This window comes from Streptomyces sp. NPDC048565 (assembly GCF_040650935.1).
Taxonomy (GTDB): domain Bacteria; phylum Actinomycetota; class Actinomycetes; order Streptomycetales; family Streptomycetaceae; genus Streptomyces.
Genome location: NZ_JBEZIH010000003.1, coordinates 246,203 through 271,142 on the forward strand (window position 1 = coordinate 246,203; position 24,940 = coordinate 271,142).

Annotated in this window: 22 protein-coding genes; 14 read left to right on the forward strand and 8 right to left on the reverse strand. The window is 70.2% G+C overall.

The window, feature by feature from the left end; all coding sequences use genetic code 11:
* Positions 1-50 precede the first annotated feature (50 nt).
* From uvrC to AB0C75_RS05545, 12 genes are all read left to right on the forward strand, one after another.
* Entirely contained in the window at positions 51-2,165 is a 2,115-nt protein-coding gene (gene uvrC, locus AB0C75_RS05490; protein WP_362887324.1) for an excinuclease ABC subunit UvrC, read from the forward strand.
* Positions 2,162-3,127, forward strand: a complete 966-nt coding sequence (gene rapZ / locus AB0C75_RS05495; protein WP_362887326.1) for an RNase adapter RapZ — start codon at positions 2,162-2,164, stop codon at positions 3,125-3,127. Before uvrC ends, rapZ begins: the two co-directional genes overlap by 4 nt.
* On the forward strand, positions 3,124-4,158 hold the full coding sequence (yvcK, locus tag AB0C75_RS05500) for a uridine diphosphate-N-acetylglucosamine-binding protein YvcK (RefSeq protein WP_362887328.1): 1,035 nt from the start codon (positions 3,124-3,126) through the stop codon (positions 4,156-4,158). Before rapZ ends, yvcK begins: the two co-directional genes overlap by 4 nt.
* Complete coding sequence (whiA, locus tag AB0C75_RS05505; protein WP_362887330.1) at positions 4,149-5,138, forward strand: DNA-binding protein WhiA; 990 nt, start codon at positions 4,149-4,151, stop codon at positions 5,136-5,138. The genes yvcK and whiA overlap by 10 nt, the downstream gene beginning before the upstream one ends.
* A gap of 660 nt (positions 5,139-5,798) precedes the next feature.
* Positions 5,799-6,809: a type I glyceraldehyde-3-phosphate dehydrogenase gene (gene gap, locus AB0C75_RS05510; protein WP_362887332.1), complete on the forward strand. Its 1,011-nt coding sequence runs from the start codon at positions 5,799-5,801 to the stop codon at positions 6,807-6,809.
* 114 nt (positions 6,810-6,923) lie between these two features.
* Positions 6,924-8,135 (forward strand): phosphoglycerate kinase, encoded by a 1,212-nt coding sequence (locus AB0C75_RS05515; protein ID WP_362887334.1) that lies wholly within the window; start codon positions 6,924-6,926, stop codon positions 8,133-8,135.
* A gap of 6 nt (positions 8,136-8,141) precedes the next feature.
* On the forward strand, positions 8,142-8,930 hold the full coding sequence (tpiA, locus tag AB0C75_RS05520; protein WP_362887336.1) for a triose-phosphate isomerase: 789 nt from the start codon (positions 8,142-8,144) through the stop codon (positions 8,928-8,930).
* Positions 8,931-9,043: 113 nt separating this feature from the next.
* Positions 9,044-9,280 (forward strand): preprotein translocase subunit SecG, encoded by a 237-nt coding sequence (gene secG / locus AB0C75_RS05525; RefSeq protein WP_014156893.1) that lies wholly within the window; start codon positions 9,044-9,046, stop codon positions 9,278-9,280.
* A gap of 109 nt (positions 9,281-9,389) precedes the next feature.
* On the forward strand, positions 9,390-9,725 hold the full coding sequence (locus AB0C75_RS05530; protein ID WP_099176117.1) for an RNA polymerase-binding protein RbpA: 336 nt from the start codon (positions 9,390-9,392) through the stop codon (positions 9,723-9,725).
* Positions 9,726-9,926: 201 nt separating this feature from the next.
* Entirely contained in the window at positions 9,927-11,579 is a 1,653-nt protein-coding gene (gene pgi, locus AB0C75_RS05535) for a glucose-6-phosphate isomerase (protein ID WP_362887338.1), read from the forward strand.
* 3 nt (positions 11,580-11,582) lie between these two features.
* The gene (locus tag AB0C75_RS05540; RefSeq protein ID WP_362887340.1) at positions 11,583-12,086 is read left to right on the forward strand and encodes a PH domain-containing protein; all 504 of its coding nucleotides are present in this window, start codon (positions 11,583-11,585) and stop codon (positions 12,084-12,086) included.
* Positions 12,083-13,594, forward strand: a complete 1,512-nt coding sequence (locus tag AB0C75_RS05545; RefSeq protein WP_362887342.1) for a PH domain-containing protein — start codon at positions 12,083-12,085, stop codon at positions 13,592-13,594. The genes AB0C75_RS05540 and AB0C75_RS05545 overlap by 4 nt, the downstream gene beginning before the upstream one ends.
* A 75-nt stretch (positions 13,595-13,669) precedes the next feature.
* Here AB0C75_RS05545 and pgl read toward each other — a convergent pair whose 3' ends face one another.
* The 5 genes from pgl to tkt are packed head-to-tail and all read right to left on the reverse strand — an operon-like array spanning position 13,670 to position 20,255.
* Positions 13,670-14,452 (reverse strand): 6-phosphogluconolactonase, encoded by a 783-nt coding sequence (pgl, locus tag AB0C75_RS05550; protein ID WP_362887344.1) that lies wholly within the window; start codon positions 14,450-14,452, stop codon positions 13,670-13,672.
* Positions 14,449-15,480: a glucose-6-phosphate dehydrogenase assembly protein OpcA gene (opcA, locus tag AB0C75_RS05555; protein WP_362887346.1), complete on the reverse strand. Its 1,032-nt coding sequence runs from the start codon at positions 15,478-15,480 to the stop codon at positions 14,449-14,451. The genes pgl and opcA overlap by 4 nt, the downstream gene beginning before the upstream one ends.
* Positions 15,477-17,009 (reverse strand): glucose-6-phosphate dehydrogenase, encoded by a 1,533-nt coding sequence (zwf, locus tag AB0C75_RS05560; RefSeq protein ID WP_362887348.1) that lies wholly within the window; start codon positions 17,007-17,009, stop codon positions 15,477-15,479. Before zwf ends, opcA begins: the two co-directional genes overlap by 4 nt.
* 5 nt (positions 17,010-17,014) lie before the next feature.
* Positions 17,015-18,133, reverse strand: coding sequence for a transaldolase (gene tal / locus AB0C75_RS05565; RefSeq protein WP_362887350.1), 1,119 nt, complete (start codon positions 18,131-18,133; stop codon positions 17,015-17,017).
* Positions 18,134-18,167: 34 nt separating this feature from the next.
* The gene (gene tkt, locus AB0C75_RS05570; RefSeq protein ID WP_362887352.1) at positions 18,168-20,255 is read right to left on the reverse strand and encodes a transketolase; all 2,088 of its coding nucleotides are present in this window, start codon (positions 20,253-20,255) and stop codon (positions 18,168-18,170) included.
* Between the two features lie 285 nt (positions 20,256-20,540).
* Here tkt and AB0C75_RS05575 point away from each other — a divergent pair, with 285 nt between their 5' ends.
* A complete protein-coding gene (locus tag AB0C75_RS05575) occupies positions 20,541-21,494 on the forward strand; it encodes a heme o synthase (protein ID WP_362887354.1) in 954 nt (317 codons plus the stop codon).
* A 133-nt stretch (positions 21,495-21,627) separates the two neighbouring features.
* The gene (locus AB0C75_RS05580) at positions 21,628-21,996 is read left to right on the forward strand and encodes a hypothetical protein (protein ID WP_362887357.1); all 369 of its coding nucleotides are present in this window, start codon (positions 21,628-21,630) and stop codon (positions 21,994-21,996) included.
* A 55-nt stretch (positions 21,997-22,051) separates the two neighbouring features.
* Here the strand turns inward: AB0C75_RS05580 and AB0C75_RS05585 are convergent, their stop codons facing one another.
* The 3 genes from AB0C75_RS05585 to AB0C75_RS05595 all read right to left on the reverse strand — a co-directional run bounded on the left by AB0C75_RS05585 (position 22,052) and on the right by AB0C75_RS05595 (position 24,823).
* Entirely contained in the window at positions 22,052-23,032 is a 981-nt protein-coding gene (locus tag AB0C75_RS05585; RefSeq protein WP_362887359.1) for a COX15/CtaA family protein, read from the reverse strand.
* 100 nt (positions 23,033-23,132) lie between these two features.
* Positions 23,133-23,900 (reverse strand): ABC transporter permease, encoded by a 768-nt coding sequence (locus AB0C75_RS05590; RefSeq protein ID WP_362887361.1) that lies wholly within the window; start codon positions 23,898-23,900, stop codon positions 23,133-23,135.
* The gene (locus tag AB0C75_RS05595) at positions 23,897-24,823 is read right to left on the reverse strand and encodes an ABC transporter ATP-binding protein (protein ID WP_362887363.1); all 927 of its coding nucleotides are present in this window, start codon (positions 24,821-24,823) and stop codon (positions 23,897-23,899) included. Before AB0C75_RS05595 ends, AB0C75_RS05590 begins: the two co-directional genes overlap by 4 nt.
* Between the last annotated feature and the right edge of the window lie 117 nt (positions 24,824-24,940).

Sequence of the window (24,940 nt, forward strand, 5' to 3'; positions counted from 1 at the left end):
TGGACCCCGGATATGCCGCTCTGTCACTGCCCGCAAGTAGGGTGTGAGACATGGCAGACCCCTCCAGCTACCGCCCCAAGCCGGGACAGATCCCCGACTCCCCGGGGGTCTACAAATTCCGCGACGAGCACCGCCGGGTGATCTACGTCGGGAAGGCGAAGAACCTGCGTCAGCGCCTGGCCAACTACTTCCAGGACCTGGCCGGTCTTCACCCGCGTACCCGCACCATGGTCACCACGGCTGCCTCCGTGGAATGGACCGTGGTCTCCACCGAGGTCGAAGCGCTTCAGCTGGAGTACTCCTGGATCAAGGAGTTCGACCCCCGGTTCAACGTCAAGTACCGCGACGACAAGAGCTATCCCTACCTCGCGGTCACGCTCAACGAGGAGTTCCCGCGCGTCCAGGTCATGCGTGGCGCCAAGAAGAAGGGCGTGCGCTACTTCGGCCCGTACGGCCACGCCTGGGCGATCCGCGAGACCGTCGACCTGATGCTCAGGGTCTTCCCCGTGCGCACCTGCTCCGCCGGTGTCTTCAAGAACGCCGAGCGGACCGGCCGCCCGTGCCTCCTCGGCTACATCGGCAAGTGCTCCGCGCCCTGCGTCGGGCGGGTCACCCCCGAGGAACACCGGGATCTGGCCGAGGACTTCTGCGACTTCATGGCAGGCCGCACCGGGACGTACATCCGCCGTCTGGAGAAGGACATGACGGACGCGGCCGAGGAGATGGAGTACGAGCGCGCGGCCAGGCTGCGGGACGACGCGGAGGCGCTGAAGCGGGCCATGGAGAAGAGCGCCGTGGTCCTCGCCGACGCCACCGACGCCGACCTGATCGCCGTCGCCGAGGACGAGCTCGAAGCGGCGGTCCAGATCTTCCACGTCCGTGGCGGAAGGGTGCGGGGTCAGCGCGGCTGGGTCACCGACAAGGTCGAGGCCGTCGACACCTCGGGCCTGGTCGAGCACGCGCTCCAGCAGCTCTACGGGGAGGAGTCCGGTGACTCCGTCCCCAAGGAGGTGCTGGTCCCGGCACTCCCCGAGGACCCCGACTCGGTGTCCCAGTGGCTCGCGGACCGCAGGGGATCCCAGGTCAGCCTGCGTATCCCGCAGCGGGGCGACAAGAAGGACCTGATGGGCACGGTCCAGCGCAATGCCCAGCAGGCGCTGGGGCTGCACAAGACGAAGCGCGCCTCCGACCTCACGACGCGTTCCCGTGCCCTGGAGGAGATCGCCGAGGCACTCGGTCTCGGGACGGCTCCGCTGCGCGTCGAGTGCTTCGACATCTCGCACCTCCAGGGTGACGACGTGGTCGCGTCCATGGTGGTCTTCGAGGACGGCCTCGCACGCAAGAGCGAATACCGCCGGTTCCAGATCAAGGGCTTCGAGGGCCAGGACGACGTCCGCTCGATGCACGAGGTCATCGGCCGCCGCTTCAAGCGCTACCTCCAGGAGAAGGAGCGGACGGGGGAGTGGGAGGAGACCCCCGCGTCCACAGGGCCCGCACCCGCCGGCCCCGCACCCACAGGCGCCCCGCACACCGTCCCCGCACCCGCCGGCCCCGCGCCCATCGGCCCCGCGCCCACCGGGCCCGTACCCGCGGTGCCGGAGGACGTCCCCGGCCGGGAGGAGCCCCGCGAGGACGACGGCCGCCCCAAGCGCTTCGCCTACCCGCCCCAGCTCCTCGTCGTCGACGGCGGGCAGCCCCAGGTCGCCGCCGCCAAGCGCGCCCTGGACGAGCTGGGCATCGACGACATCGCCGTCTGCGGTCTCGCGAAGCGTCTCGAAGAGGTCTGGCTGCCCGATGACGACGACCCGGTGGTCCTGCCCCGCTCCAGCGAGGGCCTCTATCTCCTCCAGCGCATCCGGGACGAGGCCCACCGCTTCGCCATCACCTACCAGCGGGCCAAGCGGGCCAAGCGCATCCGCAGCAGCCCCCTGGACGACGTCCCCGGTCTCGGCGAGACCCGCAAGCAGGCGCTGATCAAGCATTTCGGCTCCGTCAAGAAGCTGCGGCAGGCGACGATCGACCAGATCTGCGAGGTGCCGGGCATAGGGCGCAGGACCGCGGAATCGGTGGCCGCCGCCTTCGCCACGGCCGCCCCGGCCGCGCCCGCCGTGAACACCGCCACCGGAGAGATCATCGAAGAGGACGACGGGGGAAGCAGCACATGACCGAGCACGCGAATGAACACCAGGACGAACGCGGCCGAACAGACGGAGCAGCAGACATGAGTACGGGAAGCACCACGGAGAAGGCCGAGGCCACCGCGCCCGCCATCCCCGAGCTGGTGATCATCTCCGGAATGTCGGGCGCCGGGCGCAGCACCGCCGCCAAGTGTCTGGAGGACCTCGGCTGGTTCGTCGTCGACAACCTGCCGCCCGCGCTGATCCCCACGATGGTGGAGCTCGGCGCCCGGTCCCAGGGCAATGTCGCGCGCATCGCCGTCGTCGTCGACGTGCGGGGCCGGCGGTTCTTCGACAACCTCCGGGAGTCGCTCGCCGACCTGGAGGCCAAGCACGTCACCCGGCGCATCGTCTTCCTGGAGTCGTCGGACGACGCCCTCGTGCGCAGGTTCGAATCGGTCCGCCGTCCGCACCCGCTCCAGGGCGACGGCCGCATCGTCGACGGCATCGCGGCCGAGCGTGACCTGCTGCGTGAGCTGCGCGGCGACGCCGACCTCGTCATCGACACCTCCAGCCTCAACGTGCACGAGCTGCGGGCCAAGATGGACGCCCAGTTCGCCGGCGACGAGGAGCCGGAGCTGCGGGCGACGGTGATGTCGTTCGGCTTCAAGTACGGCCTGCCGGTCGACGCCGACCTCGTCGTCGACTGCCGCTTCCTGCCGAATCCGCACTGGGTCCCGGAGCTCCGCCCCTTCACCGGGCTCAACGAGGAGGTGTCCGACTACGTCTTCGACCAGCCGGGCGCCAAGGAGTTCCTCAACCAGTACACGGAGCTGCTGCAGCTCATCGCCGCCGGATACCGCCGTGAGGGCAAGCGTTACGTCACCATCGCCGTCGGGTGTACGGGCGGCAAGCACCGTTCCGTGGCCATGTCGGAGAAGCTGGCCTCCCGGCTGGCCACGGAGGGGATCGAGACCGTCCTCGTCCACCGGGACATGGGGCGAGAGTGAGCAGTCGCCATCTGCGCCAGCGCCGGCTGAGCAGGGCCACGGCCGCGCTCTCCGGCCGTAAGCGCGGCGCGCAGCCCAAGGTCGTCGCTCTCGGCGGCGGCATGGGGCTGTCGGCCTCGCTCACGGCGCTGCGCCGGATCACCGGCGACCTCACGGCCGTGGTGACCGTCGCCGACGACGGCGGCTCCAGCGGCCGGCTCCGCGAGGAGCTCGGTGTCCTCCCGCCGGGCGACCTGCGCAAAGCGCTCGCCGCGCTCTGCGGCGACGACGAGTGGGGCCAGACCTGGGCCCAGGTCATCCAGCACCGCTTCGAGTCCAAGGGCGACCTCCACGAGCACGCGGTGGGCAATCTGCTCATCGTCGCCCTCTGGGAACAGCTGGGCGACCACGTCCAGGCACTCGACCTGGTCGGCAAGCTGCTCGGCGCGCACGGCAGGGTGCTGCCGATGTCCGCCGTCCCCCTGGAGCTCCAGGCGCTCGTCCGGGGCCATGACCAGGACCGACCCGAGGACATCGTCACCGTGCGCGGGCAGGCGACGGTGGCGCTGACCCCCGGCGAGGTGCAGTCCGTCCATGTCGTGCCCGTCGACCCGCCGGCGGTCCCCGAAGCGGTGGCCGCGGTGCTCGACGCCGACTGGGTGGTGCTCGGCCCGGGCTCCTGGTTCTCGTCGGTGATTCCGCATCTGCTGGTGCCCGAACTGCTCGACGCACTGGTCACCACGAAGGCCCGTAAGGTCCTCTCACTGAACCTCGCACCACAGCCCGGTGAAACAGAAGGCTTCTCACCGCAGCGTCATTTGGAGGTTTTGGGACGACACGCCCCTAAACTCGCCATGGACGTGGTGTTGGCCGACGAGGCCGCCGTGCCCGACCGCGAGTCCCTCGCCGACGCCGCAGAGCGGCTCGGAGCCGCGGTCGAGCTGGCCCCCGTGGCCTCACCCGACGGCGTTCCGATTCACGATCCGGAGCTGTTGGCCGCCGCGTACGACCGTATTTTTCGGATGCATGGAAGGATCGGCCCATGGCGATGACGCCAGCGGTGAAGGACGAAGTCTCTCGGCTTCCCGTGACCCGGACCTGCTGCAGAAAGGCAGAGGTTTCGGCGATTCTTCGGTTCGCGGGCGGGCTGCACCTGGTGAGCGGCCGGATTGTGATCGAGGCCGAGCTGGACACGGCCATGGCGGCCCGCCGGCTCAAGCGGGACATCCTCGAGATCTTCGGGCACAGCTCGGAGCTGATCGTGATGGCTCCCGGCGGACTGCGCAGGGGCTCCCGCTACGTCGTACGGGTGGTGGCGGGCGGCGATCAGCTGGCCCGCCAGACCGGCCTGGTGGACGGCCGCGGCCGTCCCATCCGCGGCCTGCCCCCGCAGGTGGTCTCGGGGGCCACCTGTGACGCGGAGGCGGCCTGGCGCGGCGCTTTCCTGTCGCACGGCTCGCTCACCGAGCCGGGACGCTCCTCGTCGCTCGAGGTGACCTGCCCAGGTCCGGAGGCCGCGCTCGCCCTGGTCGGCGCGGCCCGCAGGCTCTCCATCGCGGCCAAGGCGCGGGAGGTGCGCGGGGTCGACCGAGTCGTCGTCCGTGACGGTGACGCGATCGGTGCCCTGCTGACCCGCCTCGGCGCCCATGAGTCGGTGCTGGCCTGGGAGGAGCGCCGGATGCGGCGCGAGGTCCGCGCCACGGCCAACCGGCTCGCCAACTTCGACGACGCCAACCTCCGCCGCTCCGCCCGCGCGGCGGTCGCCGCCGGCGCCCGGGTGGGACGCGCGCTGGAGATCCTCGGCGAGGAGGTCCCTGAGCACCTCGCGGCGGCCGGACGGCTGCGCATGGAGCACAAGCAGGCCTCTCTGGAGGAGCTGGGAGCGCTCGCCGACCCGCCGCTGACCAAGGACGCGGTCGCCGGACGGATCAGGCGCCTGCTGGCGATGGCCGACAAGCGGGCCCAGGACCTCGGTATCCCGGGCACGGAATCGACCCTCAGCGAGGAGCTGGCCGACGGCCTCGTGAGCTGAGGGCGGCAGGAGAGCCCGGCCGTCCCGGGGCTCGGCGCCCCCGGGGAGCCGGCCTCGCGGGCCGGGCCCCCGGGAGACGGAAGCCGTGCGGTATTCACCTGCCGGGTGCGGAGCCATTCCACGGTCGGCGGGGCGAGGAGTATTTCCGGATGATTTCGAGCGCCACCCCGCACAATTGAGCGGGCGATCTCCGGGGTTCCCTCGATCGTGCGCCCCGAAAGGGTGTACTCGCCTGGCGATTCCATCGAACGAGTGCAAGTCCGCGCAATTGAGCGCGTTCGCTCGGGGTTGACCGCTGCGCACTTCGCCGAATGGGCTGAGGGGGTGGCCGCGGCCGTTTCCCGTGGGTGGAACGCAGGTGGCCGGCCCCGCGTCGGTGACGCCCGGTGATGTTGCCCTGTCGGCCGCCCTCGCGCCGCAAGGCCCCCCGCCCCGGCGGGTGTTGACGCTTGGTGACCGTGCCGTGGACGGTGGTCGCCCCGGTGGTCCACCCGACCGGAATCCCTTACTCCTACTGGGGAGTAAGGGGATCCCTTTTCGCGCCTCCGCTCTCGATGTCACTCCGGGGCCTTCGGAGAGGTAGGGTCGGAGGCGGTCGGGGACATCCCTAATAAAACTCGCCGGCATCGAAACCGGCGTTCCTAACGAGGAGATCGGTTCGTGACGATCCGCGTAGGCATCAACGGCTTTGGCCGCATCGGTCGTAACTACTTCCGCGCGCTGCTGGAGCAGGGTGCGGACATCGAGATCGTGGCTGTCAACGACCTGGGTGACACTGCGACCACGGCTCACCTGCTGAAGTACGACACCATTCTGGGTCGTCTCAAGGCCGAGGTCAGCCACACCGCCGACACCATCACCGTCGACGGTCACACCATCAAGGTGCTCTCGGAGCGCAACCCGGCCGACATCCCCTGGGGTGAGCTGGGCGTCGACGTCGTCATCGAGTCGACCGGCATCTTCACCAAGAAGGCCGACGCCGAGAAGCACATCGCCGGTGGCGCCAAGAAGGTCCTCATCTCGGCTCCGGCCAAGGACGAGGACATCACCATCGTGATGGGCGTCAACCAGGACAAGTACGACGCGGCCAACCACCACGTCATCTCCAACGCCTCCTGCACCACCAACTGTGTGGCGCCGATGGCCAAGGTTCTCGACGAGAACTTCGGCATCGTCAAGGGCCTGATGACGACGGTCCACGCGTACACGAACGACCAGCGCATCCTGGACTTCCCGCACTCGGACCTGCGTCGCGCCCGCGCCGCCGCCGAGAACATCATTCCGACCACGACGGGCGCCGCCAAGGCGACCGCCCTGGTCCTCCCGCAGCTCAAGGGCAAGCTCGACGGCATCGCGATGCGCGTCCCGGTCCCGACCGGTTCCGCCACCGACCTGGTCGTCACGCTGCAGCGCGAGGTCACCAAGGACGAGGTCAACGCCGCGTTCAAGAAGGCCGCGGACGACGGCGACCTCAAGGGCTTCCTGACGTACACCGAGGACCCGATCGTGTCCTCGGACATCGTCGGCGACCCGTCCTCCTGCACCTTCGACTCCTCCCTGACCATGGTCCAGGAGGGCAACTCGGTGAAGATCCTCGGCTGGTACGACAACGAGTGGGGTTACTCCAACCGCCTCGTCGACCTGACCGTCTTCGTCGGCGGCCAGCTCTGATCCTAGGATCGGCAGGCATCCAGGTGTGATGTGAGGGGCTCGGACGGCGCGACGCGGCGCCGTCCGAGCCCCCTCGCATGCTCATCCGTCCTTCCAAGGAGTATGGGAACAGAGATGAAGACGATCGACGAACTTCTCGCCGAAGGGGTCGCGGGTAAGCGGGTATTCGTCCGCGCCGACCTCAACGTGCCGCTTGACGGCACCACGATCACCGACGACGGCCGCATCCGCGCCGTCCAGCCGACGGTCGCCCGGCTCGCCGCAGCCGGTGCGCGGGTCATCGTCGCCTCGCACCTCGGCCGCCCCAAGGGAGCCCCGGACCCGGCCTTCTCGCTGGCCCCCGCCGCCGCGCGCCTCGGTGAACTGCTCGGCACGGAGGTCGCCTTCGCGACCGACACCGTCGGCGAGTCCGCCCGCGCCACGGTCGCCGCCCTCACCGACGGCCAGGTCGCCGTCATCGAGAACCTCCGCTTCAACGCCGGTGAGACCTCGAAGGACGACGCCGAGCGCGGCGCCTTCGCCGACCGTCTCGCCGAGCTGGCCGATGTGTACGTGGGTGACGGCTTCGGCGCCGTCCACCGCAAGCACGCCTCGGTCTACGACCTCCCGGCCCGGCTGCCGCACGCGGCCGGCGGTCTGATCGCCACCGAGGTCGGCGTCCTCAAGAAGCTCACCGAGGACGTCACGCGCCCCTATGTCGTGGTCCTCGGAGGCTCCAAGGTCTCCGACAAGCTCGGCGTGATCGACCACCTGCTGGAGAAGGCCGACCGCATCCTCATCGGCGGCGGAATGGCCTACACCTTCCTCAAGGCCCAGGGTCACGAGGTCGGCAGCTCCCTCCTCCAGGAGGACCAGATCCCGGCGGTGCTCGGATACCTCGAGCGCGCGAAGGAGAGGGGCGTGGAGTTCGTGCTTCCCGTCGACGTCGTCGTCTCGGAGCAGTTCCCCGACCTCAAGGCCAAGACCCCGGGCCACCCCGCCACCGTCGCCGCCGACGCCATTCCGGCCGGTGTGATGGGCCTGGACAACGGCCCGGAGACCAACAAGCTCTACGCATCGAAGCTCGCCGACGCGGCCACCGTCTTCTGGAACGGCCCGATGGGCGTCTTCGAGCACCCCGACTACGCCGAGGGCACCAGGGCGGTCGCCCAGGCCCTCATCGACTCCGATGCCTTCACCGTCGTCGGCGGCGGTGACTCCGCGGCCGCCGTCCGCATCCTGGGCTTCGACGAGAACGCATTCGGCCACATCTCGACCGGTGGCGGCGCCAGCCTCGAATACCTCGAGGGCAAGACGCTTCCCGGCCTCGCCGCACTGGAGGACTGACCTTTCATGACTGCTACCGCACAAGGCCGTACCCCGCTCATGGCGGGCAACTGGAAGATGAACCTCAACCACCTCGAGGCCATCGCCCACGTCCAGAAGCTCGCCTTCGCCCTGGCCGACAAGGACTACGAGGCCGTCGAGGTCGCGGTCCTGCCGCCCTTCACCGACCTGCGCTCCGTGCAGACACTGGTCGACGGCGACAAGCTGAAGATCAAGTACGGCGCCCAGGACATCTCGGCCCAGGACTCCGGCGCGTACACCGGTGAGATCTCCGGCCCGATGCTCGCCAAGCTGAAGTGCGCCTACGTGGCCGTCGGCCACAGCGAGCGCCGCCAGTACCACGGCGAGAGCGACGAGCTCTGCAACGCCAAGGTGAAGGCCGCCTACAAGCACGGCCTGACCCCGATCCTCTGCGTCGGCGAGGGCCTGGACATCCGCAAGGCCGGTGACCAGGTCTCCTACACGCTGGCGCAGCTCGACGGCGCGCTGAAGGACATCCCGGCCGAGCAGGCCGAGTCCATCGTGATCGCCTACGAGCCGGTCTGGGCCATCGGCACAGGCGAGGTCGCCACCCCCGAGGACGCCCAGGAGGTGTGCGGCGCGATCCGCGGCAGGCTCGCCGAGCTGTACTCGCAGGAGCTGGCCGACGCGGTCCGTATCCAGTACGGCGGCTCGGTGAAGTCCGGCAACGTCGCGGCCATCATGGCGCAGCCCGACGTGGACGGCGCCCTCATCGGCGGCGCCGCGCTCGACGCCGACGAGTTCGTCAAGATCGTCCGCTTCCGCGACCAGTGAGTATGCGGTAGCGCGGATCCGTCGTACCCTTGCGGGGGCCGAGGGGGGTCTACCCCCGGGCCCCCGCTGTTCGTACATGCAGTCCAAGGAATTCCGGAAAGTAGGGACCAGCCGTGGTTTTGGCGTTCGAGATCGCCCTGATCGTCTTCAGCCTGCTGCTGATGCTGCTGGTGCTGATGCACAAGGGAAAGGGTGGCGGCCTTTCCGACATGTTCGGTGGTGGAATGCAGTCCTCCGTGGGCGGCTCGTCGGTCGCCGAGCGGAACCTCGACCGCATCACCGTCGTGGTCGGTCTGGCCTGGTTCGCGTGCATTGTCGTCCTTGCTCTGCTCATCAAGCTGGACAGCTGACCGGACGTTCGCGATTCCCGGTGACGGTGTAACTCCTTTCACTGGACGCGCGTTGGGCCTTACGTAGACTGGGGCATCTTCGAGCACCATCACGCAGGGAGTTACGACCGTGGCAAGTGGCAACGCGATCCGGGGAAGCCGGGTCGGAGCGGGGCCGATGGGGGAGGCCGAGCGAGGCGAATCCGCGCCGCGCGCCCGCATCTCCTTCTGGTGCTCGAACGGGCACGAGACGCAGCCGAGCTTCGCCCATGACGCGCAGGTACCGGAGACCTGGGACTGCCCGCGCTGCGGCTTCCCGGCCGGACAGGACAGGGACAGCCCGCCGGCACCGCCGCGCACCGAGCCGTACAAGACGCACCTGGCGTACGTGCGCGAGCGGCGCAGCGACGCGGACGGCGAGGCGATCCTCGCCGAGGCCCTCGCGAAACTCCGTGGCGAGATCTAGGGCCTTTCGTTCGGACGAACGAAAGGCCCTAGGACCCCCGACCTCCCTGACTTTTCACCGGCCGGCCACCCCCTGGGTGCCCGGCCGGAATCCGTATGCCGTCCACCAGCTCGCCGGTGCCCCGCCGTACCCCCCGGATCAATTAGGTTGGAGGGGCAGCGGGGAAGGTTGCAGGTACGAGAGAAGTGGACGATTTCCGGGATGAACGCACAAAGCCGAACCAAGCTCAACCAATTGCCCGAGTGGACGGCCCTCGGCAAGCACCGTGAGGAGTTCGGCGAGACGCGTCTGCGGCAGCTGTTCGCGGATGCGCCGGAGCGTGGGGAGCGCTACACCCTGCGGGTCGGCGACCTCCACATCGACTACTCCAAGCACCTCGTCACCGACGAGACGCTGCGCCTGCTGCGCGAGCTGGCCGCCGCCACGGACGTGGCCGGGCTGCGGGACGCGATGTTCCGCGGCGAGAAGATCAACACCACCGAGGACCGCGCCGTCCTGCACACCGCGCTCCGTGCCCCGCGCGGCGCCGTGATCGAGACCGACGGCGAGAACGTGGTGCCGGCCGTGCACGCCGTCCTCGACAGGATGGCCGCCTTCTCCGACCGGATCCGGTCGGGCGGATGGACCGGGCACACAGGCAAGCCGATCAAGAACATCGTCAACATCGGTATCGGCGGCTCCGACCTCGGACCCGCCATGGCGTACGAGGTGCTGCGCTCCTTCACGGACCGCTCGCTCACCGTCCGCTTCGTGTCGAACGTCGACGGCGCCGACCTCCACGAGGCGGTTCAGGGCCTCGACCCGGCCGAGACGCTCTTCATCGTCGCGTCCAAGACCTTCACCACGATCGAGACCATCACCAACGCCACCTCCGCCCGCGACTGGCTGCTCACCGAGCTGAGGGCCGGTCAGGAGGCCGTCGCCAAGCACTTCGTGGCGCTGTCGACGAACGCGGAGAAGGTCGCGGACTTCGGAATCGACACGGCCAACATGTTCGAGTTCTGGGACTGGGTCGGAGGCCGGTACTCCTTCGACTCGGCGATCGGCCTGTCGCTGATGATCGCCATCGGCCCCGAGCGGTTCCGCGAGATGCTCGACGGCTTCCACCTCGTCGACGAGCACTTCCGCACCGCCCCCGCCGAGGAGAACGCCCCGCTGCTGCTGGGTCTCCTGGGCGTCTGGTACGGCCAGTTCTTCGACGCCCAGTCGCACGCGGTGCTGCCCTACAGCCACTATCTGTCCAAGTTCACCGCGTATCTGCAGCAGCTGGACATGGAGTCCAACGGCAAGTCCGTCGACCGGGACGGCAATCCGGTGGAGTGGGAGACCGGCCCGGTCGTCTGGGGCACCCCCGGTACCAACGGGCAGCACGCCTACTACCAGCTGATCCACCAGGGCACGAAGATCATCCCGGCCGACTTCATCGGCTTCGCCGCACCGGTCCACGACCTGCTGCCCGGGCTGATCGCCCAGCACGACCTGCTGATGGCCAACTTCTTCGCCCAGACCCAGGCCCTGGCCTTCGGCAGGACGCCCGACGAGGTCCGCGCCGAGGGCGTGCCCGAGGAGCTCGTGCCGCACAAGACGTTCCGCGGCAACCACCCGACGACCACGATCCTCGCGGACCGTCTCACCCCGTCGGTGCTCGGCCAGCTGATCGCGCTCTACGAGCACAAGGTCTTCGTCCAGGGCGCCGTCTGGAACATCGACTCCTTCGATCAGTGGGGCGTCGAGCTCGGCAAGGTACTCGCGAAGAAGATCGAGCCGGTCCTCACCGAGGGCACCGGAGGCGAACAGCTCGACAGCTCCACCGCCGCGCTCGTCTCGACGTACCGCTCGCTGCGTGGCCGCTGAGCGATGACCACGGGGGAGGGGGCGGTACGGCTCAGGCCACCGCGCCACCAGCCGGCCCGCAGGGCTGTCGGCTGGTGGCGGGCCCGGTGGGCGCTGCGGACGGCCGCCCCGGTGGCGGTCCTGGGCATCATCGGCGCGTTCGTCGCCCCGGCCAGATTCTGGCTGTGGACGCCCGCCGCCGTGCTCGCGGTCATCGGGCTGTCGTGGGCCGTCCTCTTCCCCCTCTGGTGGTTCCGTACCCACCGCTGGGAGGTCACCGACGAGGCGGTCTACGTACGCACCGGGGTCTTCCTTCGGGAGTGGCGGATCGCGCCGATGTCCCGTATCCAGACCGTGGACACCGTGCGCGGCCCGCTGGAACAGCTCTTCGGGCTGGCCACGGTCACCGTCACCACCGCCTCGGCCAAGGGCGCCGTGAAGATCGAGGGCCTCGGGCACGAGACGGCCGCCGACCTCGTCGAGCGGCTTACCCGGATCACCCAGGACACCCCCGGTGACGCGACATGAGCACCGCCGCCGAAGCGACGGGACCCGGGTGGCTGCGGATCGACCCGCGTACGGTCCTCGTCACCGCCCTCGTCACGGCGGGGGTGGCCTTCGGCGCCGCGGTGCCGGCCGTCGCGGGGCTGTCCGGGCGGCTGGGGTACCCGGCGGCCATCGGCTGGGCCCTGGCCGGAGCCGCGCTGCTCATCGGCTGTGCGGCCGCCGGTGACTACGTGCGCTGGCGGCGCACCCGCTACCGCGTCGGTGGCGAACGGGTCGAGCTGCACACCGGTCTCCTGCTGGTCAAACGGCGTTCGCTGGCCCGCGAGCGGATCCGCAGCGTCGACCTGACGGCCGATCCGCTCCAACGGATGCTCGGTCTTGTCGCGGTACGGATCGGCACAGGCGAGCAGACCGGCGGCGAGTCCACACTGGAGCTCGACCCCGTCACCCGCGCCGAGGGGGAGCGGCTGCGCCGCGAACTCCTCGACCGGATCGCCGACGCGTCCCCGGGCACACACCGCGAGGGCGAGCTGGCCAGGCTCGACCCCCGCTGGATCCGCTACGCACCGGTCTCCTTCGTCGCGCCCATGCTCGGTGGCGCGGCCGCCGGCGGTGTGATGCAGATCAGCGACTGGGTCGGCGCACAGGGGGAGGTGATCGACTGGGTCGCCGACCGCTTCCGCGAGACCCCGCTGGTCTGGGCGATCATCGCCCTGGTCGCGGCGGCACTGGTCGCCGGTGTCGTCGGTGCGCTCGGCCTGTGGATCGAGATGTGGTGGAACTACCGCCTGGAGCGGGAGCCGGGCGGCACCCTGCGGGTGCGGCGCGGGCTGCTGACCGCGCGCTCGCTGTCCGTCGAGGAGCGGCGGCTGCGCGGGGTGGACCTCGTGGAACCCCTGGGCGTGCGGCTGGCGGGCGCCGCCCGGGTGGACGCCATCACCACGGGCCTGGCGAAGGACGAGGAGAGCCAGGGAACCGATCACAACACCCTGCTGCCCGCCACACCGCGCCCCTTCGCCGACGCGATCGCAGCGGAGGTCCTGCGCGAGCCCGTCCCACCGACCGGCGCCCCGCTCACCCCGCACCCTTCGGCCGCCCGTGGCCGGCGGCTGCGATGGAGCGTCGCAGGGGTCCTCGCCCCCGTGGTCGTCCTGGCGGTACTGGGCGTCCTGCTGACACCGGTGCTGCTGTGGATCGCGCTCGGCTGCGCGGTCGTGGGCGCCCCGCTCGCGGTGGCGGGCGCACTCGACGCGTACCGGTCCCTGGGGCACACGCTGAGCGGCACGTACCTCGTCACCCGCTCCGGTTCGCTCCGCCGCTCCACGGCGGCCCTCCAGCGCGAGGGCGTGATCGGCTGGACCGTGAGGCAGTCCTGCTTCCAGCGCAGGGCCGGGCTGCTGAGCGTCACCGCCACGACGGCCGCCGGTGCGGGCGCCTACACGGCGTACGACACGGACGCGTCCGAGGGCCTGGTCTTCGCGGCGGAGGCCGTGCCCGGACTGCTGGAGCCCTTCCTCGACCGGTCCTGACACACGGGGCCGCGCATGGAAACGAGGCCCGGTCCGCCCCCGGGGGGAGCGGACCGGACCTCGTTCCGTACGTGCCTACGCCGAGGCGGGCGGATACAGCGCGCGCGGTAGCCGGGAGGCCGCCGGAGCGTCCAGCAGCCACAGCGTGCGGCTGCGGCCGTAGGCCCCCGCCGCCGGCGCCTGGATCTCCCCGGCACCGGACAGCGCGATCTCGGCCGCCTCCGCCTTGTCCTCACCCGCGGCCAGCAGCCACACCTCGCGCGCCGCCCGGATGGCGGGCAGCGTGAGCGAGACACGGGTGGGCGGCGGCTTGGGAGCGCCGTGCACACCGACGACGGTGCGCTCGGTCTCCCGCACCGCGGGCAGCTCGGGGAAGAGCGAAGCGACATGGGTGTCGGGTCCCACGCCCAGCATCAGCACGTCGAACGCCGGCACGGGTCCGTGGTCCTCGGGGCGGGCAGCCGCGGCGAGTTCCGCCGCGTACCCCGCCGCCGCCGAGTCGGCGTCGCCGCCGTACGGTCCGTCGGACGCGGGCATCGCGTGGACCCGGGTGGGGTCGAGATCCACCATGTCCAGCAGGGCCTCGCGGGCCTGCGTGACATTGCGCTCCGGATCGCCCTCGGGCAGGAACCGCTCGTCGCCCCACCACAGATCGAGCCGCGACCAGTCGATCGCGTCCCGGGCGGGCGAGCCGGCGAGCGCGGCCAGCAGGCCGTTGCCGTTGCGCCCGCCGGTGAGGACCACCGAGGCGGAACCGCGAGCGGCCTGGGCGTCCACGACCTTCGTGATCAGCCTGGCCGCCGCGGCCTGAGCCATCAGCTCCTTGTCGCGGTGCACGACGAGCTGCGGAGCAGTCACTTCGACGCCGCCTTCTTGGCCGCCGCCTTCTTCGCGGCAGGAGCGGCGGAGCCCGCGGGCTCCTGCCTCTTCTGCCCCGTACCGACGGCCGAAGCCTCCGTGGGTCCGCCGAGGCGCTCCACGCCGAACTTCACCGTGGCCTCGTAGATGTTGTCCGGGTCCAGGCGCCGCAGCTCCTCCGCGAGGAGCTCGGCGGTCTCCCGCCGCTTGAGCGCCACCGCGCGGTCCGGCTGCCCGGCCATGCAGAGCGTCGCCAGCGAGCCGTCGGGCCGGTCGAGGACGATCGTGCCGTTCTTGGTCTCCATACGTACGGCCGTCAGACCGGGTCCGCCGGAGAGCGTGCGCTCCACCGGGATCCCGAGCCGGTCCGCGAGCCACATGGCCAGCAGCTCGCAGCTCGGGTTGTCGGACTCGCCCTCGACCGTCGCCGAGACGATCCGCTCGGGCTGCTGGTCGAGCGCCGCCGCCAGCATGGAGCGCCACGGCGTGATGCGCGTCCACGCCAGGTCGGTGTCGCCCGGCCGGTACGTCGCCGCCCGCACCGACAGCTCGTCGAGCGGGTGCTCGGCGGAGTAGGTGTCGGTGATACGACGCTGGGCGAGCGCGCCGAGCGGGTCCTTGGCCGGGTCCGCCGGGGCGTCCTCGGGCCACCACACCACGACCGGGGCGTCCGGCAGCAGCAGCGGCAGGACGACCGACTGGGCGTGGTTGGCCAGCTCACCGTGGAGCCGCAGCACGACGGTCTCGCCCGAGCCCGAGTCGGAACCGACCCGGATCTCGGCGTCGAGCCGTGCGTCGCGCCGGGCGCGCGGGGACTTGCTGACCCGCTTGATCACCGCGATGATCCGCGACGGGTGCTCCCGGGAGGAGTCGCTCGCCGCCCGCATCGCGTCGTAGGCGTTCTCCTCGTCGGTGACGATGACGAGGGTGAGCACCATGCCGACGGCGGGCGAGCCGATGGAACGGCGCGCCGAGACCAGTGACTGGTTGATCTTGCTGGACGTGGTTTCCGTGAGGTCGATCTTCATGGCCGGCGCCAGCTCCGTCCGTCTCGTGCGAGCATCTCGTCGGCCTCGGTCGGTCCCCACGTGCCGGCCGGGTACTGGGCGGGCTTGCCGTGCTTGTCCCAGTACTCCTCGATCGGGTCGAGGATGTTCCAGGAGAGCTCGACCTCCTGGTGGCGCGGGAAGAGGTTGGCGTCGCCGAGCAGCACATCGAGGATGAGCCGCTCGTACGCCTCGGGGCTGGACTCCGTGAAGGACTCGCCGTAGGCGAAGTCCATCGTGACGTCCCGCACCTCCATGGATGTGCCGGGCACCTTGGAGCCGAACCTGACCGTGACCCCCTCGTCGGGCTGCACCCGGATGACCAGGGCGTTGCCGCCGAGCTCCTCCGTCGCGCCGGACTCGAAGGGCAGATAGGGGGCGCGCTTGAAGACGACCGCGATCTCGGTGACCCGGCGGCCGAGGCGCTTGCCGGTACGGAGATAGAACGGCACACCCGCCCAGCGGCGGTTGTTGATCGTCAGCTTGATCGCGGCGAAGGTGTCGGTCTTCGACTTGGGGTCGATACCGTCCTCCTCCAGATAGCCGAGCGCTTCCTCGCCGCCCTGCCAGGCGTGCGCGTACTGACCGCGCACCGTGTGCTTGCCCAGGTCGTCGGGCAGCTCCACCGCCGTGAGCACCTTGAGCTTCTCGGCGACCAGGGCCTTGGGGTGGAAGGAGCCGGGCTCCTCCATCGCCGTCAGCGCCAGCAGCTGGAGCAGGTGGTTCTGGATGACGTCACGGGCGGCGCCGATGCCGTCGTAGTAACCGGCCCGGCCTCCGATGCCGATGTCCTCGGCCATCGTGATCTGGACGTGGTCGACGTAGGACCTGTTCCAGATCGGCTCCCACATCGTGTTGGCGAAGCGCAGCGCCAGGATGTTCTGGACCGTCTCCTTGCCGAGGTAGTGGTCGATACGGAAGACCTCGTTCGGCGGGAAGACGTCGTGCACGAGCTGGTTCAGCTCCTGCGCGCTCTCCAGGTCGTGTCCGAACGGCTTCTCGATGACGGCCCGGCGCCAGCTGCCTTCCTTCTGGTCGGCCAGCCCGTGCTTCTTGAGCTGCTGGACGACCTTGGGGAAGAACTTCGGCGGTACGGAGAGGTAGAAGGCGAAGTTGCCGCCCGTGCCCTGGGCCTTGTCGAGCTCCTCGATCGTGGCGCGGAGGGTCTCGAACGCCACGTCGTCGTCGAAGTTGCCCTGGACGAAACGCATGCCCTGGCTGAGCTGCTGCCAGACCTCTTCGCGGAAGGGGGTGCGGGCATGCTCCTTGACGGCATCGTGGACGACCTGGGCGAAGTCCTCGTCCTCCCAGTCGCGGCGCGCGAAGCCGATGAGCGAGAAGCCCGGTGGCAGCAGGCCGCGGTTGGCCAGGTCATAGACGGCGGGCATCAGCTTTTTACGGGACAAATCGCCCGTGACGCCAAAGATCACCAGGCCCGACGGCCCCGCGATACGCGGGAGCCGTCGGTCCTGGGCGTCACGGAGCGGGTTGGCTCCGGGAACACCAGACAACGTGGTCAGCCCTCCGAAGGGGCGAGGCGCTTGAGCTCCGCCTCGGTCGATTTGAGCAGGTCGGTCCAGGCGGCTTCGAACTTCTCGACGCCCTCGTCCTCCAGTACCTGGACGACATCGTCGTAGCTGACCCCGAGCTTCTTGATCGCGTCGAGGTCGGCACGTGCCTGGTCGTAACCACCGGCCACGGTGTTGCCGGTGATGTCACCATGGTCGGCCACGGCGTCCAGCGTCGCCTCCGGCATGGTGTTGACGGTGTTCGGCGCGACGAGGTCGTCGACGTACAGGGTGTCCTTGAGGGACGGGTCCTTGACGCCGGTGGAGGCCCACAGCGGACGCTGCTTGTTGGCGTGCGCCTTGTCCAGGGCGGCCCAGCGGTCACCCGCGAAGACCTCCTCGTACGCCTCGTAGGCCAGACGGGCGTTGGCGAGGGCGGACTTGCCCTTCGCGGCCTTCGCCGCGTCGCTGCCGACCGCGTCCAGGCGCTTGTCGATCTCGGTGTCCACACGCGACACGAAGAAGGACGCCACGGAGTGGATCAGCGAGAGGTCCAGACCCGCGGTCTTCGCCTTCTCCAGGCCCGCCAGGTAGGCGTCCATGACCTCGCGGTAGCGCTCCAGCGAGAAGATCAGCGTGACGTTGACGCTGATGCCACGCCCGATGGTCTCGGTGATGGCGGGCAGGCCCGCCTTCGTCGCCGGGATCTTGATGAGCGTGTTCGGCCGGTCCACCAGCCACGCGAGCTGCTTCGCCTCGGCGACGGTGGCCCGCGTGTTGTGGGCCAGGCGCGGGTCGACCTCGATGGAGACCCGGCCGTCCTGGCCGCCTGTGGCGTCGAAGACGGGGCGCAGGATGTCGGCCGCGTCGCGTACGTCCGCGGTCGTGATCATGCGGATCGCTTCTTCGACGGTCACCTTGCGGGCGGCGAGATCGGTGAGCTGCTGGTCGTAACCGTCGCCCTGGGAAATCGCCTTCTGGAAGATCGACGGGTTGGTCGTCACACCGACGACATGGCTCTGGTCGATGAGCTCGGCGAGGTTGCCGGAGGTGATCCGCTTGCGCGAGAGGTCGTCCAGCCAGATCGCCACGCCCTCGTCGGAGAGGCGCCTGAGTGCGTCTGTCATGAGAATTGCATCTCCTACTAGTCGTATATCCGCGTCAGCGCGCGGCGGCGGCGAGAGATTCCCGGGCGGCTTCCGCGACGTGCGCGGCGGTGAAGCCGAACTCGCGGAAGAGGACCTTGGCGTCCGCCGACGCACCGAAGTGCTCCAGCGAGACGATCCGGCCCGCGTCGCCCACGTACCGGTACCAGGTGAGGCCGATGCCCGCCTCGACGGCGACCCGGGCCTTCACGGACGGCGGCAGCACGCTGTCCTTGTACGCCTGGTCCTGCTCCTCGAACCACTCGACACACGGCATGGAGACCACACGGGTCGGCACACCCGCCGCCTGGAGCTCGTCGCGGGCCTCGACGGCCAGCTGGACCTCGGAGCCCGTGGCGATCAGAACGGCCTGCGCCTCGCCGTCCTCGGCGTCGAAGAGGACGTAGCCGCCCTTGGCCGCGTTCTCGTTCGCCGGGTAGGTCGGCAGGCCCTGGCGGCTCAGCGCCAGACCGTGCGGGGCGCTCCTGCCGAAGTCCTTCTTGCCGCGCCTGAGGATCTCGCGCCAGGCGATGGCCGTCTCGTTGGCGTCGCCCGGACGGACGACGTTGAGGCCCGGGATCGCGCGCAGCGAGGCGATGTGCTCGACGGGCTGGTGCGTGGGGCCGTCCTCGCCGAGACCGATCGAGTCGTGCGTCCACACGTAGGTCACCGGCAGGTGCATCAGTGCGGAGAGGCGCACGGCGTTGCGCATGTAGTCGGAGAACACCAGGAAGGTGCCGCCGTAGATGCGGGTGTTGCCGTGCAGCGCGATGCCGTTCATGGCGCCGGCCATGGCGTGCTCGCGGATGCCGAAGTGGATCGTCCGGCCGTACGGGTCGGCCTCGGGCAGCGGGTTGCCCGCCGGGAGGAACGACGACGTCTTGTCGATCGTGGTGTTGTTCGATCCCGCGAGGTCGGCGGAGCCGCCCCACAGCTCGGGGATGACACCGCCGAGCGCCTGCAGGACCTTGCCGGACGCGGCACGCGTGGCGATTCCGTGGCCGGCCTCGAAGACGGGGAGCTCGTCCTCCCAGCCCGCGGGCAGCTCGCCCGCGGCGATCCGGTCGAACTCGGCGGCGCGCTCCGGGCTGGCGGTGCGCCAGGCGGCGAAGGACTTCTCCCACTCGGCCTTGGCCTCGCGGCCGCGGTCCAGTGCCTCACGGGTGTGCGCGATGACCTCGTCGGAGACCTCGAAGGTCTTCTCCGGGTCGAAGCCGAGCACCCGCTTCGTGGCCGCGATCTCGTCGTCACCGAGCGCCGAGCCGTGCGCGGCCTCGGTGTTCTGGGCGTTCGGCGCGGGCCAGGCGATGATCGAGCGGGCCGCGATGAAGGACGGGCGCTCCGTCTCGGCCTTGGCGGCCAGCAGCGCGCGGTGCAGACCCTCGGGGTCCAGGTCGCCGCTGGGCAGCTGGTCCACCCGCTGGACGTGCCAGCCGTAGGACTCGTAACGCTTCAGGGTGTCCTCGGAGACCGCGGTCTCCGTGTCACCCTCGATCGAGATGTGGTTGTCGTCCCACAGGAGCACCAGGTTGCCGAGCTTCTGGTGGCCGGCCAGCGAGGACGCCTCGGCCGAGATGCCCTCCTGGAGGCAGCCGTCACCGGCGACGACCCAGACGGTGTGGTCGAACGGGGAGGTGCCGGGGGCCGCCTGCGGGTCGAAGAGACCGCGCTCGTAGCGGGCGGCCATCGCCATGCCCACGGCGTTGGCGACGCCCTGGCCCAGCGGGCCGGTCGTGGTCTCGACACCGGTGGTGTGGCCGTACTCCGGGTGGCCCGGGGTCTTGGAGCCCCAGGTGCGGAACGACTTGAGGTCGTCCAGCTCCAGGCCGTATCCGGCGAGGTAGAGCTGGATGTACAACGTCAGGCTGGAGTGCCCCGCGGACAGTACGAACCGGTCGCGTCCGGTCCAGTCCGCGTCCGCCGGGTCGTGGCGCATCACCTTCTGGAAGAGGGTGTATGCGGCAGGAGCGAGGCTCATCGCCGTGCCCGGGTGGCCGTTTCCGACTTTCTGTACGGCATCCGCGGCGAGGACGCGGACAGTGTCCACGGCCCGCTGGTCCAATTCGGTCCACTGGAGGTCTGTGGTGGTCGGCTTGGTGCTCACCCTGAGTCAGGGCTCCTCTCCACTGTTGTAAACCGGTGACTGGATACCGCACCGGGCATTGCCGAGCCTACCCCCGTCGCACCGCCGTACTTTCGCCCTTTCCGCAGTGCGGGCGACCTGCGGAGTTCGCCTCCCGTATGAGCGCCCGCGTTCACTTCTGCGCCACCTCAACACGACCCCACCCCCGCGAAGAGCGGTGTGTGCCCAACGTCTACAGTGGTCTGGTTCGCGCAAGTCTTTACCGGGCCCTCATGCCTGGAGCTTGCTGGGATTTCTCTGTCAGGGGTGTGCGTGACGGCCGTCGAGTCCCGACCCGCAGGGGTCGCCTTGACTCCGAGCCCAGTGGGCCATCGCCCGTTCGGGGCCCGCATCAAGGCATTCGTGGCTCTTACCAAGCCGCGCATCATCGAGCTGTTGTTGATCACCACCGTTCCGGTGATGTTCCTCGCCGCTCAGGGCGTGCCCGATCTATGGCTCGTAGTGACCACCACCATCGGCGGATATCTCTCCGCCGGCGGTGCCAATGCGCTCAACATGTATATCGACCGTGACATCGACGCGCTGATGGACCGTACGTCCCAGCGTCCGCTGGTCACCGGCATGGTGAGCCCCAGGGAGTGCCTTGCCTTCGGAATCGCCCTCGCGGTGATTTCCACGGTCTGGTTCGGATTCTTCGTCAACTGGCTCTCGTCGGCCCTCGCACTCGCCGCACTTCTGTTCTACGTCGTCATCTACACGATGGTGCTCAAGCGCCGTACCTCGCAGAACATCGTCTGGGGCGGAATCGCCGGCTGCATGCCCGTGCTCATCGGCTGGTCCGCCGTGACCAATTCGATGTCCTGGGCCGCGGTCATTCTTTTCGCCGTCATCTTCTTCTGGACGCCGCCGCACTACTGGCCGCTGTCGATGAAGGTGAAGGAGGACTACGCCCGGGTCGGTGTCCCGATGCTTCCGGTCGTCGCCTCCAACAGGGTGGTCGCCCGCCAGATCGTCATCTACAGCTGGGTGATGGTGGCCGTCTCGCTGCTCCTGACCCCGCTGGGCTACACCGGCTGGTTCTACACGGCGGTGGCGCTGCTGACCGGCGGCTTCTGGCTCTGGGAGGCGCACGGCCTGCAGAACCGGGCGAAGGCCGGCGTGACAGGGGGCAAGCTCAAGGAGATGCGGCTGTTCCACTGGTCCATCACCTATGTCTCGCTCCTCTTCGTCGCCGTCGCGGTCGACCCCTTCCTGAGGTAGCCGCGCTTCTGGGGCGCCCCGCTTCCTGGGCGTCCCCGCACGCACCTGATCTCCGCCGACGGGCGGGGGACGTGGCCGATGCCACGCCCCCCGCCCGTCGCCAGTTGATCTACCCGTCGGTAGCATCCTGTTCATGGCAGAGACGGCAGAGCACCGGACCCAGCAGACGGACGACAGCAAGCAGGCGGCCCGCGCGGAGCGCAAGGCCGCCAGGCTCGCCAAGCAGATCGGTTCCTTCGCCAAGGCGCACGGCGGAGCCGAGGGGCAGCTCGCCCACCTCGGCCAGATGGGCACCCGCATCGTGCTGGTCGGCGAGGACGGCGGCTGGGGCGACCTGGTCGCGCCCTCCTACGCCGTGGCCGAGAGCGCCACGCGGAAGGCGGGCATCACGGTTCATGAGGACTTCGACGGCGACTTCGCGGCCAAGGTCAGGACCGGACCGTACGAATGGTCCCGGATGGCCGGCATCCAGGTCGGCGGGCCGTCCGGCCACAAGCGCTGAGGCACCACGCAGACGGCCCCCGTCCGGAGGGGGCCGTCTGCGTGGTGCGGGCCGTTCAGTGCGCCGCGGCGTGCTCAGGGAGGTCCCCGGCGGCCGGGGCGGGAATGCCCGGGCCGCCCACCGGGCGCTCGCGCAGCGACAGCAGCAGGCGCAGCACCGCGATCCACAGCAGGGCCGAGCCGAGCATGTGGAGTCCGACGAGGAGCTCGGGCACGTCGTTGAAGTACTGCACGTACCCGATGCCGCCCTGGGCCACCAGCACGATCAGCAGGTCACGGGCGCGGGCCCGGGTGTCCGTGGGGGCGTCGACGACGCGCAGGGCGAACCACATCACGACGGCCAGGACGCAGACGACCCAGGCGGCGATGGCGTGGGTGTGCGCGGCGGCGCTCCAGTCCCACGGCATGCGCGGTACGTCGCTGCTGTCGCCGGCGTGCTTGCCGGAGCCGGTCACACTGGTGCCGAGCACTATCAGGACGACGGTCGTGGCGACGATGGCCCAGGAGAGCTGACGCACCGGACGCGGGGCGCGCGGGCGCGTCGCGCCGTCGCCCTCGCCGATCCGGACCCAGGTGATCACGGTCACCGTGAGCAGGCAGTTGGCGAGCAGGAAGTGCCCGGCCACCGACCACGGGTTGAGGCCCGCCCAGACCGTGATCCCTCCGATGACGGCGTTACCCATCACCAGCCAGAACTGCGACCACGCCAGGCGGGTGAGGCCGCGCCTGCGGGGCTTCAGGGAGCGCGCCGCGATGATCGCCCAGCCGACCGCGGCCGACAGGACGTAGGTGAGCATCCGGTTGCCGAACTCGATCGCGCCGTGCAGTCCCTGCTCGGGCGTCGCGAAGAGGCTGTCGTCGGTGCACTTGGGCCAGGTGTCGCAGCCCAGACCGGAACCGGTCAGCCGGACCGCGCCGCCGGTGATGATGATGAACACGCTCATCACCACCGCGGAGAGCGCGGCGCGCTTGGCCGTCCTCACCGACGGTGTCCAGCGCTTGGCGATGTAGGAGATGGGGGTTTCCACGCGCACCATCGTAAGGAACGGCTTGTGCATGTTTTCACGAGGGGTGGGCATTACCGGCTGAGCCCGGACATCTCCGATGCCCCCGGCAGCTCACCCCGGCCGTCGCCCGTCACTCCCAGCGGAAGAACCGCGCCGCCGCGCCCAGCCCCACGACCGACCAGACGGCCAGGATCGCGGCGTCGCCCCAGGGCATCGCCGCGCCGTGCTGAAGGACGTCCCTGAGTCCGTCGGAGAGCGCCGCGATCGGCAGCAGGCCCAGCACCGACTGCGCCGCGTCCGGGAACTTGTCCAGCGGCACGATGACCCCACCGCCGACCAGCAGCAGCAGGAAGACCAGGTTGGCCGCGGCCAGCGTCGCCTCGGCCTTCAGCGTCCCCGCCATCAGCAGCCCCAGCCCGGAGAAGGCCACGGTGCCCAGCACCAGGAGCAGCAGCACCGCGAAGGGGTTGCCCTCGGGCGACCAGCCCAGGGCGAAGGCGATCACCGTCAGCAGGACGATCTGCAGCACCTCCGTGACCAGCACCGAGAGGGTCTTCGCCGTCATCAGGCCCCAGCGCGGCAGGGGCGAGGCTCCCAGCCGCTTGAGCACCCCGTAGCGGCGCTCGAAGCCGGTCGCGATGGCCTGGCCGGTGAAGGCCGTGGACATCACCGCGAGGGCCAGGACGCCGGGCGCCAGGAAGTCGACCGGCTCGGCCGCACCTGTGTCGACGATGTCGACCGCGCTGAACAGCACGAGCAGCAGGGTCGGGATGACCACGGTGAGCAGCAGCTGTTCGCCGTTGCGCAGCAGCATCCGCGTCTCCAGCGCGGCCTGCGCGGCGATCATGCGGGGCAGGGGGGCGGCGCCGGGGCGCGGGGTGTACGTACCGGCACTCATGCGCGCAGCTCCTTGCCGGTCAGTTCCAGGAAGACGTCCTCGAGGGTGTGCCGTTCCACCGCGATGCCGTCCGGCATCACGCCGTGCTGGGCGCACCAGGAGGTGACGGTCGCCAGCAGCTCCGGGTCGATCTGCCCGGTGATGCGGTAGGCGCCGGTGGTGAGCTCGGCCGCCTCGCTGCCGTCGGGCAGCGCCTTCAGCAGCGAGCCGAGGTCCAGGCCGGGGCGGCCGGTGAAGCGCAGGGTGTTCTCGGCGCCCCCGCGGCACAGCTGCTCCGGGCTGCCCTGGGCGATGACCCGTCCCGCGTCGATGACGGCGACGTCGTCGGCGAGCTCCTCGGCCTCGTCCATGAAGTGGGTGGTGAGGACGACCGACACGCCGTCGGCGCGCAGCTCCCGGACCAGGTCCCACGTCGAGCGGCGGGCCTGCGGGTCGAGACCCGCCGTCGGCTCGTCGAGGAAGAGCAGCTCGGGGCGGCCCATGACGGCCATGGCCAGGGCGAGGCGCTGCTGCTGACCGCCGGAGAGCCTGCGGTAGGTGGTCCGGCCGCAGCTGCCGAGTCCGAGGCGCTCGATGAGCGCGCCGACGTCCAGCGGATGGGCGTGCAGCTTGGCCATGTGGCGCAGCATCTCGTCGGCGCGGGCGCCGGAGTAGACGCCGCCGGACTGCAGCATCACGCCGATACGGGGACGCAGCGCCGCGGCCTCGGCGACCGGGTCGAGGCCGAGGACCCGTACGGTCCCCTCATCCGGCCGGCGGTATCCCTCGCAGGTTTCGATCGTGGTGGTCTTGCCGGCGCCGTTGGGGCCGAGGACCGCGGTCACGGCGCCCGCCGCGACCTCCAGATCGAGGCCGTCGACCGCCGCTCGGGTGCCGTACCGCTTGACCAGGCCCCTGGCCTGTACGACGGGCTCGCTGCTCATGGCGGGCAATTCTAGGCTGGTGGGGGAGGGGTCCGACGCGCCGGGTTCCCCACGGGTCCACGGCGTCTTCCGGTGACCTGGCCGTCGGCCGCCCGGAGGGCGCCGACCTGCGACAGC

What these genes read in the sequence shown, in the direction of transcription:
- uvrC (WP_362887324.1), top strand. Translation starts at nt 51, where the DNA reads ATGGCAGACCCCTCCAGCTACCGCCCCAAGCCGGGACAGATCCCCGAC.
- rapZ (WP_362887326.1), top strand. Translation starts at nt 2,162, where the DNA reads ATGACCGAGCACGCGAATGAACACCAGGACGAACGCGGCCGAACAGAC.
- whiA (WP_362887330.1), top strand. Translation starts at nt 4,149, where the DNA reads ATGGCGATGACGCCAGCGGTGAAGGACGAAGTCTCTCGGCTTCCCGTG.
- AB0C75_RS05515 (WP_362887334.1), top strand. Translation starts at nt 6,924, where the DNA reads ATGAAGACGATCGACGAACTTCTCGCCGAAGGGGTCGCGGGTAAGCGG.
- tpiA (WP_362887336.1), top strand. Translation starts at nt 8,142, where the DNA reads ATGACTGCTACCGCACAAGGCCGTACCCCGCTCATGGCGGGCAACTGG.
- pgi (WP_362887338.1), top strand. Translation starts at nt 9,927, where the DNA reads ATGAACGCACAAAGCCGAACCAAGCTCAACCAATTGCCCGAGTGGACG.
- AB0C75_RS05540 (WP_362887340.1), top strand. Translation starts at nt 11,583, where the DNA reads ATGACCACGGGGGAGGGGGCGGTACGGCTCAGGCCACCGCGCCACCAG.
- AB0C75_RS05545 (WP_362887342.1), top strand. Translation starts at nt 12,083, where the DNA reads ATGAGCACCGCCGCCGAAGCGACGGGACCCGGGTGGCTGCGGATCGAC.
- opcA (WP_362887346.1), bottom strand. Translation starts at nt 15,480, where the DNA reads ATGAAGATCGACCTCACGGAAACCACGTCCAGCAAGATCAACCAGTCA.
- tal (WP_362887350.1), bottom strand. Translation starts at nt 18,133, where the DNA reads ATGACAGACGCACTCAGGCGCCTCTCCGACGAGGGCGTGGCGATCTGG.
- AB0C75_RS05580 (WP_362887357.1), top strand. Translation starts at nt 21,628, where the DNA reads ATGGCAGAGACGGCAGAGCACCGGACCCAGCAGACGGACGACAGCAAG.
- AB0C75_RS05585 (WP_362887359.1), bottom strand. Translation starts at nt 23,032, where the DNA reads ATGGTGCGCGTGGAAACCCCCATCTCCTACATCGCCAAGCGCTGGACA.
- AB0C75_RS05590 (WP_362887361.1), bottom strand. Translation starts at nt 23,900, where the DNA reads ATGAGTGCCGGTACGTACACCCCGCGCCCCGGCGCCGCCCCCCTGCCC.
- AB0C75_RS05595 (WP_362887363.1), bottom strand. Translation starts at nt 24,823, where the DNA reads ATGAGCAGCGAGCCCGTCGTACAGGCCAGGGGCCTGGTCAAGCGGTAC.